Source organism: Pseudoalteromonas sp. L23 (genome assembly GCF_021728455.1).
In the GTDB taxonomy this organism is placed as follows: domain Bacteria; phylum Pseudomonadota; class Gammaproteobacteria; order Enterobacterales; family Alteromonadaceae; genus Pseudoalteromonas.
In genome coordinates this window covers 1-16,699 of the sequence record NZ_JAKKCW010000030.1, presented here as the reverse complement: position 1 = coordinate 16,699, position 16,699 = coordinate 1, and the positions used below count along the sequence as shown (strand labels likewise).

Below are 16,699 nucleotides of genomic sequence, written 5' to 3'. Positions count from 1 at the left end.
ATATGCCGTCCAAAAATGGTTTGGACTTACTCATTGAACTTAAGCGCATCAATCATATTAAAGATCTAACCATAGTGATGATCAGCAATTCACATTCTGATGAACTGGTTTTGAAATGTCTAGATTTAGGCGTACAGGACTTTCTACTCAAAGAAGAAGTCACCGCTTCACTCTTGAGTCGATCAATTCTTCAAGCAAGGAAACGCTTTGAGCTAGAAAGTCAACTACATAAAAGCTACCTGCAAGTAAAGCAGATGGCTGAACGCGACTCATTGACAGGGTTGTATAATCGTTACTATTTTGAAGAAACCTGCCAGCGGTTGATGCAAGCCGATAAAAAGCGCTATAAGTGTGCAGGGATCCTTGTCGTTGATATCGTCGATTTTAAAAAGATAAACGACCGCTTTGGCCATGAAATCGCTGATCAACTTTTACTTGAGCTAGGAGCAAGCTTTAAGAGGCACACCAAGCAAGAGGATATTGTTAGTCGTTTTGGTGGAGACGAGTTTGCTTGTTTGTTGGTGTCTTGTGACAACCCGCTTCAAATTAAAATAGAAGCTGAAAAGCTTATCCGGTTACTAAGCCGAAACTATTCAATCTATGAGTTGGACATCTACTGCCAAGTAAGAATGGGAATTTCTCTTTACCCACTTAATGGTAATAATGCTGATGACTTAATACGTTTTGCTGATATTGCACTATTTAGAGCTAAATCTTCCCAAAGTACGATGGCGTGCATTTTTGAAGATAATATGCAGACTGAGTTCCAAATGAAGTATAACGTGGAGCAAGACTTAAGAGGAGCGATAGAGAGGCAAGAGTTAGAGTTGGCGTTTCAGCCGATTGTAGATATTCAGCAGGCCAAAGTCGTGTCTCTCGAAGCGTTGATCCGATGGCCTACTGCAAAATACACAAGTAGTCCTCAAGAATTTATTACAATAGCTGAAGAGTCAAAGCTCATAGAGCCGTTGGGGAAGTGGATTATTGAGCACGCGACCACCACATTGAAGCAGATACAAACAAAGTGCGGATATCCTATTCGTTTAGCAATAAACCTCTCTCCACTGCAACTAGAAGATATCTCTCTACCAGCATTTATCAATGATTGCCTAAAGCGAGTCGATATTGACGGTACTTTATTTACCTTTGAGCTAACAGAGACTGCGCTTCTGACAGAGAGCGAGCGTGTGAGCTCGAGTCTCAATCGGATAAAAGAGCTTGGATGTCAAATCGCATTAGATGATTTTGGAACAGGCTATTCTTCAATATCACATTTGCTCAATTATCCAATTGATATTGTTAAAGTGGATAAATCGCTTACCGACAGAATTGAGGTAGACGATAGAGGGAAAAGGATATTTATGGGTTTGATTGATATGCTTAAAAGCTTACAACTTAGTGTTGTAGTTGAGGGAGTAGAGAGCGGAAGTCAATACTCCATATGTAGAAGCACTAATGTTGATAAGGTACAGGGTTATTATTTTTCCAAGCCTTTGCCTGAGAGTGATTTGGCTGATAAGTTACTGAAGATAAATAAGCAACTAAAGAGTGATATGAAAAATAAGATTATGAATTAAAAAATATATCTACATTAATCACTTTTAGGTTGTTATGCCCAACAGACAGTATTCCTTCCCGTCCGTTTCGCTTGATATAAAGCTTGGTCAGCTAACATCAAAAGTTCTTTTGCGTCCAATGTGCGGTTTGAGGTTCCTAATGTAACACCTCCAATACTGGCGGTTAGCAATTTGAATGGAGAAACTTTGTGTGGGATATTTGCAGAATATAGGGTTTGGGTTATCTGCTTTGCAACTTGCTGGGCTATGTTAAACCACGCACCAGGTAGTGCTATGATGAATTCCTCACCACCATACCTGTAGACAGCGTCGTACGGACGCTTGATGCACTTATTTATGATCTGAACGCAAAGCTTTAGTGCATTGTCGCCTTGAAGGTGACCGTATGTATCATTAAATTCTTTGAAGTGGTCGAGATCAAGCATCATCAAGCTTAGCGGAAGCTTAGATTTCTTTTGTTGGTGTAATAAATTAGCGATATCATTATCAAAATGGGAACGGTTAAATGCTCCCGTCAAACCATCAATACACGACATCACTTTGAGCTCATTCAATCGTTGGGTGTAGTTTAAGTGGACTCGTACCTTATTCAGTAGCTCAATAGAGGAAAGGGGTTTGACTAATATGTCAGCTGCATCAAGATCCCACAGTGTGATATGTTCACTTGGTTGCTGGAAGCTGGTAACAAAGATGTAGGGAATTTGGTATTGCTTTAACTCGTTAATTAGCTCTTCATCAATGGAAAATTCTGAATCCATGATCACAAGACTTGGCTGGTTAAACCTGAGGCTATCTTTTGCATCAAATGTATTAATGAAGTGAACAATCATTGAAAGATTGGAAATGCACGAGGATACAAGTTTTTGGTTTGACTCATCAGCCATAATTAAAAATATAAATGTATCATGTTTAAGCTCTACGTCCCTATTCATAATATTTCCTATAGCTACTGGTTAAGCTCAGTTATCTAGTCTGTGTATCAAGCATACGACCATGCTTAACATGGAGGTATCTATCAATATGGCCATTAGAAGAGTCTACACTTTTTATATTATTCCCCAATGAATAGCCGTACATAGCATCAAGAGGGGAAGTGGACAGGGGAGTTTGAAGAATACGCTTGAGCAATTGGCTACATCCCATAACGAAGGCTGTAAACTGTAGGTTACTAGTGTAAATTAATTTGAGCTAAAACTCTAAAGTTAAAAATTTTGAGATGTTTTATTTCCATTTTTTATTGCTATGATTGTTTTAATACGTTCCAAGTATTGGAGAGAAACGTAGTTGTAACTCGGAAGCTACGAAGTTGATAAAGAAAGTTTGGCTTCTCAGGTTACGCGGGACAATGTCACTATTGAAGTTGCCCCGATCCTGTAGCACTTTAACTACGTGAGCTTGTAAACTCGCAATGAACACTGAGATAAAAGGCTTTGCTTGAATGAAACAAACCAATTTTGCTATGGCTGCTGCGATGAGAACTGGAAACGGAAAACCGTTGATAAATGATTTGACAGGTGGATTGGAGTTACTGGGTATTTACTACAATAGTCGAATTGAATTAGGTCTACCAATAAACAAAGCTGCACAAGAGATAATGGAGGTTATTGGTTATCTTCGTCGTCATGACGCTAGACTTAGAGCGCATGTACTTAGGTACAGAGCCAAAGCTAATAATCACGACAATGATAAAGAGAAAGAAGGAATTTACAGAGAGTTTGAATCAGTGCTTAGCTCTCTTTTACAAGTTGAAGCAGGAATATAAAATAACCTTTTGAATAACCACAACTTTTCTGTCAGGTTGGATTAATAGAGTTTAATACAACCTGACATTTATACTCTTACGACTTACTAGCCGATAGCAAGATATTGAGATATCTATTTTTTGTAATAAAAAAGTTGCTTAAAACTTGTTGAACGGTTTAGCAAATATTTGATATTTGTCTGAATACGTAATCTTACCAGGTTCTTCAGTCATAACTTGATATACAGTAATACCTTTATTTTCAAGGTGAGATGCAAGCACCCTAACTTTGGCAATGTGTCTCGTAGCTGATATTTTAAACCAACTTATAAAAAGATTAGATCTTTTTAATTTCTTCTTATTTAAGTGATCTAAAGGCGATTCCAAGTGTTTACTGAACCAGTTTATTATCTCTTCAATCTGCTCAAGTTCATAATCATAAAATTTATTATCATCTTTCATATATCGAACAGCATGAAAAATGCCTAACCTTTGATTAGACTCTTCGTTGAACTCATCAACTACAAAACGGATATACACTTGGCACTCCTGCATACCCATCAATATAGTAATGAAATGTAGTCAGTCGCTTGAATAAAATTTTAGCCCTAAAATTATTTAGTGTTAAAGTAAACATTTTTTACCAGATATATCTTACGACATCAGGAGTTTCAACTAATTGCTATCTTTCGCTATAAAATTAAATAAGAACTTCCAGTAGTAATAGGGTATTGTTTATTACTACTGGATGTAGCGTGTAGCTTAATCAGAAAATAAACTCTAGGTCTTTTATTACTCTTGATTGGATACCCCTGATTAAACTATTGTCTTTAAGAGCGCCAGTAAAGGAACCTATTCTTATTCTTTGAATTTCGATATCAAACTCACATGATTTTGCATTTGCAACCTGTTCTATATCTATCAGGTTAACACTTTTCGCATTGAATGTAGTGTGTGTTGAGTTGCCAAAGTTTGTAGAGAAAGAGCCCGTCAAAAGTCCGCCTGTTTTGTTCGGACATGAGTAGCTAACAATGAGAGATGTCTCACTGGATGAGTCTATTCCATCAGTAATGATTTTAATATTCTCATCATATTGAAAGGTCTTTACAGTGTCTGGCGCAAGGATAGAAAAGGATAGAGGGAGCTCTACTGATGCCGAAGCATTGTCCTCCTTCTTTCGATCTAGCCGAATGGTAAATTGACTATTTCCAGCTACGACTGAAGACTTCCCTTCATAATCAATATCTAGAATATCAGTGTCTTTTATCAGCGGGATTGCCTGGCCGTTTACGATCGCTTTTAGCGAATCGCCATCACTTAAATTTACGTTGGAGCCAAATGAGTCCCCAACATTTAACTCAGCTACAATTCGAGTTCTTTCTCCATTCGAGTTGACTGATATATCTGCGCTAATAGCGCTTGTTTTAAGTAGGTCAGACTCGGTTTCTGATGTACAGGCTGTGAAAAGTACGCTCATACTGACCGCCGTCATGAGTCGTTTAAAAGTCTTAGATGGTTTCATTATTTATACCCGTGCTCCATTAAAGAATGGATTATCCAATTTAGAAACAATGCTTGCAAGTTAAAAAGTGTAATAGAAGTGTTCGATATAACGAAATTATTTTTGTTAAAAACTAAATGTTATTTAACAAATTGGTAGTTCTTTAGTATTGTTTTTGTTTAGGCGTTTTTGTAAGGTTCCCATGACTCAAACACGGCATCTAGCATTTCTATTGATCCTCTATATATTTCTTGGCTACTTATCTCTTACGCTAGCTGGCGCTCATGAGTTGTTAGCATCTGTATGGTATGCAAATAGCGTTTGCGGATTCTTAATGGGAGTGAGGTTGAAGGAGAAATGGCCAGAATACTTAATGATTGTATGTCTCGGTAGTCTAATAACCGATTTCGGTCTTTCTTTTTATACTGTTGAACAATCTTTGGCATTTCTTCTCGGTGACCTAACAGAAACATTTTCTATCGCGATACTGTCATCCCTGTACACCAATTACATCAAGTCAGATCGAGTTCAATGCTACTTAAAGTTGTTGGCACTTAGTTTGTTAATACCTAGCTTTTTGGGGGCTTCAACAGGGGCACTATCTCTTCACTTATTGGCTGAAGGCAAAGGTTTTTTGAATCTTTTCATTACCTGGTTTGTTGGCAGTACGTTAGGAGGATTAACCGTTTTACCTTTATTATTTTTAGTAGTAAGAAAACAGCAAGCTTGTTTTTTATCTAGGCGTTATATTTGGCATGTCTCGTTAATCGCTATTGTGAGTTTCGCTATTCAGTTTGAAGCATTAAACTACTTTCAGTATCCTTTTATTTATATCCTAGCTTTTCTCGCCTTAGTTTCAATTGTCTTCACCCACGAAGTAATAGCTGCCTTACTTTGTCTAAACGGGATTTTTATGATCTTTATGCTCTCCAAATATTCATTTGGTGAGCTGCTCCCCCCTGATGTTGTATCTTCGCTTATTGTTCCTTTTATATTAACATTGTTACCTCCTTTATTAATATCTGTGGGTAAACGCCAAATTGGAAGTGAGATATCAAAATTTAAGAAACTCAGCTCAGACTTAGAGGAAATATACTCTCATACACCGGTAGCAATGCTTTCCTATAATGATTGTGGAGAGGTATTGACAGTGAGTGATACTTGGTTAGAGCTAACTGGTTACAAGTGCAATCAAGTCATTGGAAAAAATATCAATTTATTTGTGTCAGATATTAACAAATGTAAGAGAGCTAGTAAGGGGGAGCCTGATAGAGTTGAGATAAGAGGAATTGATAACTCATCAATTATTGCTGAAGTGGGATTGAGAAGTTGTAAGTTTAGTGAATTTGGCTCTTGTTTTGATGTTGCAGTTTTTCAAGATGTTACTAATGAAATCGAGCTTTCTAAATCTCTTGAACGAGAGAAAGAGCTGTTGGAATGTACACTATCTACGATAACTGATGGCGTTATCTTAATTGACGAGAAGGACGAAGTGAGCCTAATAAATTCTTCAGCTATGAGGATATTTAAGTTACAAGAAAGAGAGGCTTTGGGAGAAAAAATTAATCATATAATATCGCTTAACAACTATTACACTGGGGATAGTGTTAATTTTATTAAACCAAATGTCAGTTGGATATCTCCACTGTGTATTTCTAGCTGTAATGTTGTCGAACAGATCTTTAAGGTTAAAACGATTGAAACTTTATCGTCTACACTAGCTGGTGGAAGAATTGTTATTTTTAGGGATATTACAGAATCATTCTTAAAAAGAGAAGACGAATTATATCAAGCAACACATGATTCGATAACTGGGTTACCAAATGAGCGAAAGCTTAATGAAGATCTTACTTCTTTTTGTAATGGCCATGATAGTAAAGCCTTGATTGCATTGGGGGTAAATAATTTTGATCACATTATATATAAGCGAGGAAAGGTTGCGGGTGAGCAAGTAGTCAAAGCGCTCTCAAAAGAATTGATTTTTAATCTTGATAACAACGACAGAGTTTACCATGTTGGCTCCAACGAGTTCGCGATATTGCTAGTTGGTAAGATTATAGACAAGGTAGATAAAGTAAAAGGGTTAATTAACCAGTCTATAGAATGCTGTGGAAATAGCTATAAGTTATCAGGTTGTGTTGGTGTGTATGCTTTCGAATCGATGAATCTAGTGCAGATAAGTGAAGCACTCAATAGAGCTAAGCTGGCCTATAATGAAGCTTCTCAAAAGCATGTAGCCTGTACTTACTATTATTCTGGATTAGAAACTAAATTTAATCGGTTTATTTATATCAGTAATCAAGTGAGTAAAGCGTTGGAATCAGGCTCTGTTTACTTAGAGTATCAACCAGTAGTATGTGCTATAACAGGAAAGCTGCTTTCTTTAGAGGCATTATGTAGGTGTATCAGCACAAGCCATGAACAACTTTCCCCATTGGAGTTTATAGCCGTTGCTGAACAGTCTGGAAAGATAATCGAGTTGGGTAAATACATTATTGAAAGTGCAGTTGATCAAATCGATAAATGGAAGAAAGAAGGAGTTGATGGTTTTACTGTCGCGATAAATGTTAGCCCTGTACAGCTTACCGATGACTCCTTTTTTGATTTCTTGCAATCAATACTTGCTTTTTATAACGTCCCTCCTCACAGAATTATTCTAGAGGTGACAGAGTCATCTATGATTGAAGATTGGGAAGTAACTCTAAAATTACTTAATAAATTGAAGAAGATCGGTATTCAATTAGCATTAGATGACTTTGGGACAGGTTTTTCTAGCTTGTCTTATTTGAAAAAACTACCTATTGAATATCTTAAAATTGATAAAAGCTTTATTGATGGCATTGCTTCACCTGAAGGAGAAACCTTAACCCAGCTAATTATTTCAATAGGACAAGCCTTGGGATTGCAAATTATCACTGAAGGAGTTGAAACCAAAAGGCAAGTGGAAATCTTGAAGCGTTGGGGGGCTAATCGTTTTCAAGGATATTACTATAGTAAACCAGTAAAAGCGAAAATAGTTAAGGAGCTTTTGCTGGCAAAGGCTTTGGCGTATAGACAATAAAGGCTCAAATTTAGACATGATTAGTTTTTTAACACCCCCGAATTCAGATAATAAGTGCTGATAAGCTTAGTTTTGTATTTTTAAACTCTATGTTTTAGACTGAAAACTAATAATTTCACATTTTTCAGGTTGTTATGTCAGTGTACTATTTCCGATAAGATTAAGGGTTTTGGATAAAAGCGAGCGAAATATGAAAAGAATAGGGTGTCAATGTAAAGAGCGATTAGACTTTCGTTTGAAGATGGCGTTTCAACCGATTGTAGATGTTTTCAAGAGAGAAGTTATTTCTTACGAAGCTCTCGTTAGAGGAAGTCGTGGTGAGAGTGCGCTTGAAGTATTTAAAAGAGTAAACGAAGATAACAAATATAGTTTTGATCAAAGCTGCCGAATCACTGCTATAGAGACATTCGCTAGATTACAATCCGATAAGTGTTTAAATATAAACTTTATGCCTCAAGCTATATATGAGCCAGAGGCTTGTCTTGCAATGACTTTAAAAACTGCTAAAAAGTTCGATATTCCGACAAATAAGATTATCTTCGAAGTAACCGAGCAGGAGCGAGTGGTTGATAAGAACTTTTTAATTAGTATTTTTGATGTATACAAAGAATGTGGCTTTCAAACAGCAATAGATGATTTTGGTGAAGGTTTTGCTGGGCTTAGTTTACTTTGTGGCTTCCAGCCAAACTACATAAAATTGAGTATTGAGTTAGTTAGAAGTATAGACACAGATTTTGCGAAGCAAACAATCTTTAAGGGCATTCAATTCATGTGTGAGAAGTTAAATATCCAGATGTTAGCTGAGGGTGTAGAAACTGAGAGCGAATATATGTATTTGAAAGCTCATCGGGTTTCGCTTATGCAAGGGTATTTATTCGCCAAACCAGAACTTGAGTCTTTACCAACGGTGTACTGGCCATCTTTATAGCCTGTGACATAGAGCTATGCGACTGGTTTGCTAATTAATTATTTATTTGTTTTGTAATGACTTACGCATAAGCTAGTAATACACTAGATGCGTAGGAAATGCAGAACTTGCTACTATTTCCTCACTCATCTCAGATTTTCTTATTTTGGACTTCAAATGCTGAACTCAATTTCTGTAAAACGCCGCTTAATGCTACTTTCATTTACACCAGCCGTTATCATTGTGGTATTAGCTGTGTTGACTGATTACTCATTGAGTAATCTTGGACATACGGTCAAAAATATGCATAAAGATAGGATCGTTCCATTAGAGCAAGTCAAGGAAGTTTCTGATAATTTTTCCGTAGTCATTGTTGATACATTCCACAAACTCAGAGCCAGAAAGCTAACGGAAGAGAAAGCTCTGGAAATAATTAGTGATACGAAAGCTAAAGCTGAAAATACTTGGGCTCAATTTCTGAAACATAATAAATCTGCTGAAGAGATAGAGTTGATCGAGCGCACGGACAGGAAAAAGCGTGATGTCATGTTATTGGTTGATAAATTAGAAAACAAAATAAAGACTGGTAATTTTTATCAATTACCCTATGAACAGTTTGTTGGTGAGGTGTATCGGGTTTTTGACCCATTAAGTAATAGCTACAACGAGTTGGCTAAACACCAGTTAACCTTGGCTGTGCAGATGCAGGAGGAAGCTGAAGAAAGTATTGTTGTTCAAGAAGCGATACTTTTTGGGGTAACAGTTCTTGTGGTATCACTGCTGCTCATTTCAGGCTGGTTAATATTCCATTCTATTAATAAGCCCTTAAATGCGCTAAAGAAAGGGATTAATAATGTCGCTATGAATGCTGATTTAACTCAGCGTATCACATTAAGTGGCTCTGATGAGCTTACCGATATATCAAATGATTTTAATAGGATGGTAAACAATTTACACAATTTAGTTTCTGCTTTATCTGGAGTATCAATAAGCTTGAGTACTTCATCTAAAGATTTAATTCGAGTCGGAGAAAGCATAGCTGAGACGTCGCATATTCAAGAGCAACAAACATCTATGATGGCTACAGCAGCTACCGAGATGCATAGTTCAATACAGGAAGTTTCATATAGTGCAAGCTCATCAACAGAGCACGCAGAATCGTCGAGAGAACTGGCGTCTCAAGGGGTGGAAACTATATCCCTTAATATCAAAGCAATTAATGAGTTAGGGGATGAAATACGGAAGAATACCAGTTTAATTCAACGGCTAGATATGCAATCTAAAGATATAAATCAGGTTGTATTGATGATCCAAAGTGTGGCAGAGCAAACCAACCTTTTAGCACTAAATGCGGCGATTGAAGCTGCCAGAGCTGGGGAGTCTGGTAGAGGTTTTGCAGTGGTGGCGGATGAAGTTAGACAGCTCGCCCATAATACGCAAGAGGCTACAGAGTCTATAAAAAGTATGATTAGTGAATTACAACTTTTAGCCGAGCAATCAGTGACATCAATGGAAAGTGTTCATCAAAATACGACTAAAAGCACAGAGAGGGCCAATAAAGCTGTGACTTTGATGGACAATATTGAGTCGGCTATTCAACAAATTGTAGATATGAACCTTTTGGTATCAACAGCGACAGAGCAGCAAAGAAGTGTTATTTCAGAGCTCAGTACAAATCTCAATGAGTTTAGTGAGAGCGTAAGTTCACAAGCTCACAGTGCTCAGAGAAACTCTGACATTAGCTGTGAACTTTCAGAGCTATCAAGAGACTTAGCTAAGAAAATTGAAATATTTAAATTATGATAATATTGAAGATGTATCATAAAAGCCAAACTATATTAGTAAGTGTTGCCGCCATCTTCGATTCCATCGGGGATGCTGAAGAGGAAGTTTTTACGGTGTTTTATGTATGATTAGTTGTTGGCTGAGTCTTAGTATGTAGACATTCGAGAATAGACGTAATAGGGTTCAGGCAAGATTATAATTATGAAAGATAAGATGCCTCCAAAGTGGAATTTAGCACTAAAGGAGTATTGAATAAATTCCTGAGAAACGTGCTATTGTTATGTTTGCAGCAATGCCACTAGAACTTCCCTGTTTATTAAAAATAAACTCTCGATGTCATGTGATAGTGTAAAATTCAATTCATTCTGGGCCATGTGATCATGTAGGGCTGCTACGGTTTGCAGAATCTCGACGAGTATAGAAACCACGATAAGCATCAATGACTAGTGAAAATATAACCAACACGGAAAGAATAGTGAGTATGTGCATCAGGCTTGGGTACGCGTCATAGATAAACATCGGGTTAAAATCAGTTAGCTTTCTAAACCCTCGCTCTACAAGAGATGCGGTTTGAATGAGAGCCGCACTTGCTAAAATGAGTATATAAGTGAGCTCATTTGGTGTTAGGGAAAAGTCTTTTGCACTTCTTTGTGCAAAGCGACTGATAAAGCTTAAGTTGAGCTGCGCTATGTAGTTTGCAATCTGTTTGCGTTTTATGATGAGCGCCATCAAAAGCAAATTTTGCGTCGCCATTATAAAGTAAAACCATCCGCCCAACTTTAAAGCAGGTTCATACAGTGCAATGTCTAATGTGCGTGCAAATAAAATATTGACTGCTAGCCACTGAACATTAGGGCTGTCTTTACTTAGAAAGACTGAAATTATCAAAACCACCCAAATCGAAATATTGATTAGGTGGTTATTTTCCATTATGACTTGATATAACGTACTCATGATTTCTCGTTGCTAGATTTAAAGTAAGGCGTTTGTATCGCACCTTCCACTTGTTGAGGATCAACTTGACCACCTCCACCACCAGCTACACCGCCAGAGCCCGTAATTAGTCGCAAGTACTTGTGAGAAATGACTTGTACTACAGCGGTCGCTATATTGTCTCTTCCTTGCATAGGGTTAATTTGAGCGCTATCACCGACCACACCACTCGAACCGATAATACTGCCTAAGTGCCCATCAGGAAGTAATTGTTTTGAGATGTAATTAGGTTCTTTTTTATACACTTTGTATTCCTTATGTTAATAACATTTGTATGCATAGTGTAACAATCTTGATTGCAAATTGCGCTATTTAATCGAGGTTGGTATCGGTATCACCAAGTTCATCATTACTGCTTTTTTTTCGCTTTGGTAGTAAAGACTTGGGGTTCAATCCACAAACAATGTACATTCTAATTACTTGGTTTAAATCCGGTGTTGTCAGGCCACTCTCCCAGTTGTAGATGGTTTGTTTTGAAACGCCCATCTTCTTTGCAAACTGAATTACAGAGTATCCTGCGGCAAACCTCAGTTGCTGTACTAAACTGCTTGCTTTAATTGTCATTTATCTTTTCCCTTAGGGTACTCCATTAATATTCTTTTACTAACAATGACAACGCTATAGTCCTGCCTGAGCCTTGTTTGTGTATTTTGTGTTAAACAAATGAAACGGTCAAGTGTAAGAATCTGAAACAGTCTAAGCTTTTGGACTCATACCTTTGTAAGATCTGACACTAGAAGGAACAGTAAGGCGCTGTACTTGAAGTAACGCGCACTGAAAAAGCAATGCGTTACGCACATCACGTTCCTTTTTGGCATTTTCAGCATATTTAAAAGGACAGCAACATGAGAAAACGTAAGACTGAAACGTTTGAAACAAGCATGACGCAAATTGGTGAGCCAGAGAGTTCATCTGATTTAAGCACCATGAAGCTACGTAGTGAGACTCAAGACGCAATCGAAATTACATCCTTCAGATTACTCATCTATATTTTATCTGGAAAGTGTTCTTTTTTTAGTCTCTCTGGACTGCATCAAGATATTAAGTGCCCATTATGTGCGTTAGCGTATCGCCAACGTGAGCAAAAAGGCACACAACGAAAACTTATAGCTGACAAGCAAAACGGACGGATAAAACAACGATCCAAACCGCACAAAATGCTATGGCAGGCACAAGACTGGGGGAAATACTTAGAGTGACTTTGAGTTATTCACCTAAAATTCTGTGAACACCAAGCGATTTTGACGTAATCACGGTGTTGTTGCCTAAATCATAAAACTTCTCAAGCTTAAGTAGATCTCAGCTAGTAATCTTTTAGAGAGTGTTATTTTCATCTAAATTACTCGTTTTTGTTTCGCAAATCACCCCATTTTCACAACCACACTCATGCTCTTTTTCAAGGCATGTGGGGCACCGATAACATTCACAGTTGCTTTGCATTTGTTCACAAGCATCACAAATTTTGTCTAGGGGATCCATAAAGCTCCTTGGTTATCGTGTAAAAGCTAACTGAGATGAACTAACGCTTTTTGTTTAATGTTTGTGTGCTATTTAGCCTTTCCGCCACCAGCCATAACTCGGAAGGTAGGCATTTTAACCCTTTAGCAATTTTCCACACTGAAATGATAGTTGCTTTGGCTTCACCACGCTCAACCCCTGATACAAAAGAACGTGCCAAACCAGATTGTTCCGCAAGATCCTCTTGAGTCAATCCAATTTCAACTCTTTTTACTTTAATTGCTTTGCCAAAGGCATTCATTACCGAAGACTCATCGTGGTCATCCATCAACTAGCTAAGCTCTTTTATTATTCTACTCGCTGTAAATTGTCCTTGTTAACCACTGGATAAACCACTCACTATGGTATACATTATAACCTCTATAGAGGTTTTTTTGGTGTTTAACCTTTATCTACTGAACGTTATATCAATTAAAGGAGTTGTTATGTCTACGGTAAAAGTTATGTCAATTATTGGCATGGTATTGTTCCCATTATGTTTTGTTTTCGCATCAGCGTTTGCAGAGAGTGATGTTGAAGCTGCAATTGGTTGGGGGATCATTGGGGCAATGTATGGGCTGGGTTATTCGATCACGACTTTTGTAAAGCTTAAAAAAGAAAGCGAGCGTGTGGCTGAAGCTTGATTGATGATACATAAATGGAGAGGATAAAGCCTTTCCATTTATGCATCTTTGATAGTTGTGAACTAAGCTGAAATGGGAGCAAAAGTGACTGAGTTACTATTGGCAAGTAACATTTTTAGCAGATGGGTTCTACTTAGTTTGCTATCTCAGTTACTTAGCGAACAAGGTATTTTGACGATTAAAAGTGAGGGGAGTTATGGCACAAGGGAAAGTTAAATTTTTTGACAAGAAAAAGGGTTTTGGCTTTATTAATCGACCAAACCAACCTGACCTATATTTTAACAAGCATAGTCTGGTCAATCAGAATACATACCCAAACAGTGGTGATACTGTTTCATATAGTGTTGAAACAGGGATCATAGGGAGTGAAAATCAAGCAGCGAATGTCGCTATAGAGAAAAGAGTGGCAAAAAGTCACTCTAAAACTACGTACTACGGTAAACCACAATATAGACGTGATACAAGGACGGTTCCAAGTTTATCAGTAAGGGCCGGCATGGCATTTTTTGAGGATCGTCCAGGCTGGGCTATTCTGGGAGCTATCGCTGGAGAGTGTATTGAACGAAAGTTGGGGGGAGGCACACGGTTTGTTGAGGGGGAAGTTATTAGAACAACACCAACTAAGAAGTGCAAAAGATGTGGTGGTGATGGACACCCAACAGGTAATGGTGGGTATCAATGCGAGGACTGTAAAAGGTTTTGGGTTTAGCGTTACCGCTTTTCCAGGAGACGACATTTGTTGTTGGCTCATTGAAATCTTGTCTATTTGAATCTGAGAAGTTTTCTTGAGAATCTTTTTTTAGTACGCTCATTTCCTCAAATCGAAAAGTAAGGACACGATTTTGCCAAAATCTCCTATCACACCAGACCTAAGTGAGAAGCCAAATATTGAAAAGTGGTTAAATATCAATAATAACACTTGGGGGAACTTGAAATCGTTGCTTGCATATTTTGAACGGTTCCAAGATAAGCGTGTCACACATGGCTGGGTCGATCAGAAGAACTCACCTATTTATCGATTCGGAGGGTTTTCAGATCCAAATCGATTGACAATTTATTGCTATGCGGACAGGTGTGTAGTACGTATTTATATTGAACAAGAGCAATTACCTGATGGTTTTTTAGGGATTGGAAAGCGGACTCAGCGTGGTTTTAAGAATCAGATTGTTTTTGGCAATGATGATAACAATGCAGAATCTTATAAACAGTTAAAGCTGGTACTCGACCACTGTGATTTTACAGCTTTTCAGGCAGATTTTGATGAGGCACCACCGCCAGCGATAAGTATAAACAAACAAGTCTATTCTTTTTATGCATCAATAGCGAAGGCTAGAGAAGCATCAATAATCCATTGGAAAGAAAAGGAGCTTGAAAGAAAGTTTGTGTTGTGGCTGAAACATCAAGCGTTTTCGAAATGTTTAATATCAGAACAGCAGCGGTCTATTGATTATTGTGGCCAAAAAATTAAACCTGACATTATGTTATTCAATAGTGACAACACGCTAAATAGCATTGTTGAAGTCAAGCACTTGAAAACGTCTAAAGAAGATATCAAACATGCAATTGGTCAGCTACTGATGTACTCCCTGCATGGAGAAATTAGATGTAGGTCTATTTGGATAGTCGGTAATGAAGCACCTAATAAGAAAGATAAGGAATGGTTTTCAAGGCTAAAAGGTGAGCTATTCAACTTTAGTATCAAGTATTTTTGCGCGTGTGGTGATGGGTTCCGTGAGGTCAGGTAAGTGTTCAGTTATCGTAACACGTGACTTCAATCAAGGCAGGCGGTTTTAAATCGTGTTCTTAAACTCAGCCTAAGAAGCTATATGTGGTAGCTGTCAAATTTAGAACGCTAACTTTATCACACGCGATTGCAACATATAAATTATGTACTCCTGTCCCCTTTTAAAATGTGATGCTGTCGAATACGCCACTTTAGAGTGGTTTAATAATCAACGCTTACTGTCTTCTATGGGATATATTTCACCAGCTCAATATGAAGCTGATTTCCATGGTAATTTAAGAGAGTCAGGTAAAGTAGCTTGACTTAAACTACTAGTCTCCGATGAACTCGGGGAGATTCATAGTTTAATCTACTTACTAATTTATAAGTAAACTCAAGGTCTATCTAACAGAGTGTTAACTCTGTTAATATAGTTCATAAAAGTTAAGGATTACAAATATATGAACTATGAGATAGTCAATATTCTACATGCTTTATTAACTGGTGAGCCAGTATCAAATGCAGAACACGTGTCGCTAAAAGATGCACTGAAACCAGTATTTTTTGGTAAAGGTTTTATGACCTGGGCGAGAAATGAGAAAAGGAATGAGATAAAAGAGAATATTATCAATGAAGGTAATTCTTTAATTTATAGAGCGAGTTCAGATGCTGATATGTTAATTGACTCTTTTTCTAGCATGGCAAGTGAACTTAACCAAGGCGCTCAATTAAACCTGTTTTACGAGCTTTATAAAATTTTCCCTAAATTTCAAGGAGAAGCTCTGAAAGCCAGTGAGATCGAGCTTTTAAAAATCATAAAAAATGCTCTTCATTCGACAGATCATGATGTAAGGGCTAGTAGCTCATTTTTAATGAAAGAGACAAAATTATTAAAGAGAATCGGTGTTTTTTAGTACCAGTAATATTGAATCTTGTTCAAGCTCAGCTCTTTGTTTTATGTTGTTATCAAGCTGTTTTTCTAACTTCCGTATACTTGCTTTCACATGAGCAAACTTTTGCTGTGATTCGCTGAGCCTTTTAGCTACAAAGTTGCCTTTTCACTGGCATAGCGAAATTTTAGGTTTAGCAATGCTCTTAGCTTAATCAACCTGAGATCTGTATAAGAACTAAAGCCGAGTAACCTTTATGCTCGGTTTCTTTGCTTGAAAAGTATAAGCGATGAGGCCTGCCATCAAGTTCACCATAAATGAAACACAGCTACGGTGCCTTGTGTGGTCTATGTGAGTTATGTTCTTGAGTTGATCAAACA

The 16,699-nt window shown here is 37.5% G+C and carries 17 protein-coding genes and 2 pseudogenes; 11 read left to right on the top strand and 8 right to left on the bottom strand.

Annotated features, from left to right (window positions below):
• On the top strand, positions 1 to 1,577 hold a 1,577-nt coding region (locus L3V43_RS23215), incomplete at its 5' end, for an EAL domain-containing protein (RefSeq protein WP_237117475.1).
• 32 nt (positions 1,578 to 1,609) lie between these two features.
• Here the strand turns inward: L3V43_RS23215 and L3V43_RS23210 are convergent.
• The gene (locus L3V43_RS23210; protein WP_237117476.1) at positions 1,610 to 2,509 is read right to left on the bottom strand and encodes a diguanylate cyclase; all 900 of its coding nucleotides are present in this window, start codon (positions 2,507 to 2,509) and stop codon (positions 1,610 to 1,612) included.
• A 506-nt stretch (positions 2,510 to 3,015) separates the two neighbouring features.
• On the opposite strand from L3V43_RS23210, the gene L3V43_RS23205 reads away from it, so the two are divergent.
• Positions 3,016 to 3,339: a hypothetical protein gene (locus tag L3V43_RS23205; RefSeq protein ID WP_237117477.1), complete on the top strand. Its 324-nt coding sequence runs from the start codon at positions 3,016 to 3,018 to the stop codon at positions 3,337 to 3,339.
• Between the two features lie 138 nt (positions 3,340 to 3,477).
• Here L3V43_RS23205 and L3V43_RS23200 read toward each other — a convergent pair whose 3' ends face one another.
• Both L3V43_RS23200 and L3V43_RS23195 read right to left on the bottom strand, forming a co-directional pair.
• Entirely contained in the window at positions 3,478 to 3,858 is a 381-nt protein-coding gene (locus tag L3V43_RS23200; protein ID WP_237117478.1) for a hypothetical protein, read from the bottom strand.
• A 226-nt stretch (positions 3,859 to 4,084) separates the two neighbouring features.
• A complete protein-coding gene (locus tag L3V43_RS23195; protein WP_237117479.1) occupies positions 4,085 to 4,840 on the bottom strand; it encodes a hypothetical protein in 756 nt (251 codons plus the stop codon).
• Positions 4,841 to 5,021: 181 nt separating this feature from the next.
• On the opposite strand from L3V43_RS23195, the gene L3V43_RS23190 reads away from it, so the two are divergent.
• From L3V43_RS23190 to L3V43_RS23180, 3 genes are all read left to right on the top strand, one after another.
• Positions 5,022 to 7,880 (top strand): GGDEF domain-containing phosphodiesterase, encoded by a 2,859-nt coding sequence (locus tag L3V43_RS23190; RefSeq protein ID WP_237117480.1) that lies wholly within the window; start codon positions 5,022 to 5,024, stop codon positions 7,878 to 7,880.
• A 190-nt stretch (positions 7,881 to 8,070) separates the two neighbouring features.
• Entirely contained in the window at positions 8,071 to 8,808 is a 738-nt protein-coding gene (locus L3V43_RS23185; protein ID WP_237117481.1) for an EAL domain-containing protein, read from the top strand.
• Between the two features lie 156 nt (positions 8,809 to 8,964).
• A complete protein-coding gene (locus L3V43_RS23180) occupies positions 8,965 to 10,590 on the top strand; it encodes a methyl-accepting chemotaxis protein (RefSeq protein ID WP_237117482.1) in 1,626 nt (541 codons plus the stop codon).
• Between the two features lie 360 nt (positions 10,591 to 10,950).
• Here the strand turns inward: L3V43_RS23180 and L3V43_RS23175 are convergent, their stop codons facing one another.
• The 3 genes from L3V43_RS23175 to L3V43_RS23165 form a co-directional block, all read right to left on the bottom strand.
• Positions 10,951 to 11,526, bottom strand: coding sequence for a hypothetical protein (locus L3V43_RS23175; protein WP_237117483.1), 576 nt, complete (start codon positions 11,524 to 11,526; stop codon positions 10,951 to 10,953).
• A complete protein-coding gene (locus tag L3V43_RS23170) occupies positions 11,523 to 11,810 on the bottom strand; it encodes a hypothetical protein (RefSeq protein WP_237117484.1) in 288 nt (95 codons plus the stop codon). The genes L3V43_RS23175 and L3V43_RS23170 overlap by 4 nt, the downstream gene beginning before the upstream one ends.
• A gap of 67 nt (positions 11,811 to 11,877) precedes the next feature.
• Positions 11,878 to 12,129, bottom strand: coding sequence for a helix-turn-helix transcriptional regulator (locus tag L3V43_RS23165; protein WP_045962041.1), 252 nt, complete (start codon positions 12,127 to 12,129; stop codon positions 11,878 to 11,880).
• A gap of 281 nt (positions 12,130 to 12,410) precedes the next feature.
• Here L3V43_RS23165 and L3V43_RS23160 point away from each other — a divergent pair, with 281 nt between their 5' ends.
• Positions 12,411 to 12,764 carry a hypothetical protein gene (locus L3V43_RS23160; RefSeq protein ID WP_237117485.1) on the top strand — a complete coding sequence of 118 codons (354 nt, stop codon included), beginning with the start codon at positions 12,411 to 12,413 and terminating at the stop codon, positions 12,762 to 12,764.
• 320 nt (positions 12,765 to 13,084) lie between these two features.
• Here the strand turns inward: L3V43_RS23160 and L3V43_RS23155 are convergent, their stop codons facing one another.
• Positions 13,085 to 13,324 carry a helix-turn-helix transcriptional regulator gene (locus L3V43_RS23155; protein WP_138527250.1) on the bottom strand — a complete coding sequence of 80 codons (240 nt, stop codon included), beginning with the start codon at positions 13,322 to 13,324 and terminating at the stop codon, positions 13,085 to 13,087.
• A gap of 184 nt (positions 13,325 to 13,508) precedes the next feature.
• Between L3V43_RS23155 and L3V43_RS23150 the strand changes: the two genes are divergently transcribed.
• The 5 genes and pseudogenes from L3V43_RS23150 to L3V43_RS23130 all read left to right on the top strand — a co-directional run bounded on the left by L3V43_RS23150 (position 13,509) and on the right by L3V43_RS23130 (position 16,343).
• Complete coding sequence (locus L3V43_RS23150; protein WP_095728696.1) at positions 13,509 to 13,706, top strand: hypothetical protein; 198 nt, start codon at positions 13,509 to 13,511, stop codon at positions 13,704 to 13,706.
• 196 nt (positions 13,707 to 13,902) lie between these two features.
• Positions 13,903 to 14,415, top strand: a complete 513-nt coding sequence (locus L3V43_RS23145) for a cold shock domain-containing protein (RefSeq protein WP_237117486.1) — start codon at positions 13,903 to 13,905, stop codon at positions 14,413 to 14,415.
• Positions 14,416 to 14,548: 133 nt separating this feature from the next.
• Positions 14,549 to 15,451, top strand: a complete 903-nt coding sequence (locus L3V43_RS23140; protein ID WP_237117487.1) for a hypothetical protein — start codon at positions 14,549 to 14,551, stop codon at positions 15,449 to 15,451.
• A gap of 169 nt (positions 15,452 to 15,620) precedes the next feature.
• Positions 15,621 to 15,752 (top strand): annotated as a pseudogene (locus L3V43_RS23135) (IS3 family transposase); the annotation flags it as partial.
• A 138-nt stretch (positions 15,753 to 15,890) separates the two neighbouring features.
• Positions 15,891 to 16,343 (top strand): hypothetical protein, encoded by a 453-nt coding sequence (locus tag L3V43_RS23130; protein ID WP_237117488.1) that lies wholly within the window; start codon positions 15,891 to 15,893, stop codon positions 16,341 to 16,343.
• A gap of 213 nt (positions 16,344 to 16,556) precedes the next feature.
• On the opposite strand, the pseudogene L3V43_RS23125 reads toward L3V43_RS23130, so the two are convergent.
• Positions 16,557 to 16,699: pseudogene (locus tag L3V43_RS23125) on the bottom strand (IS982 family transposase); the annotation flags it as partial.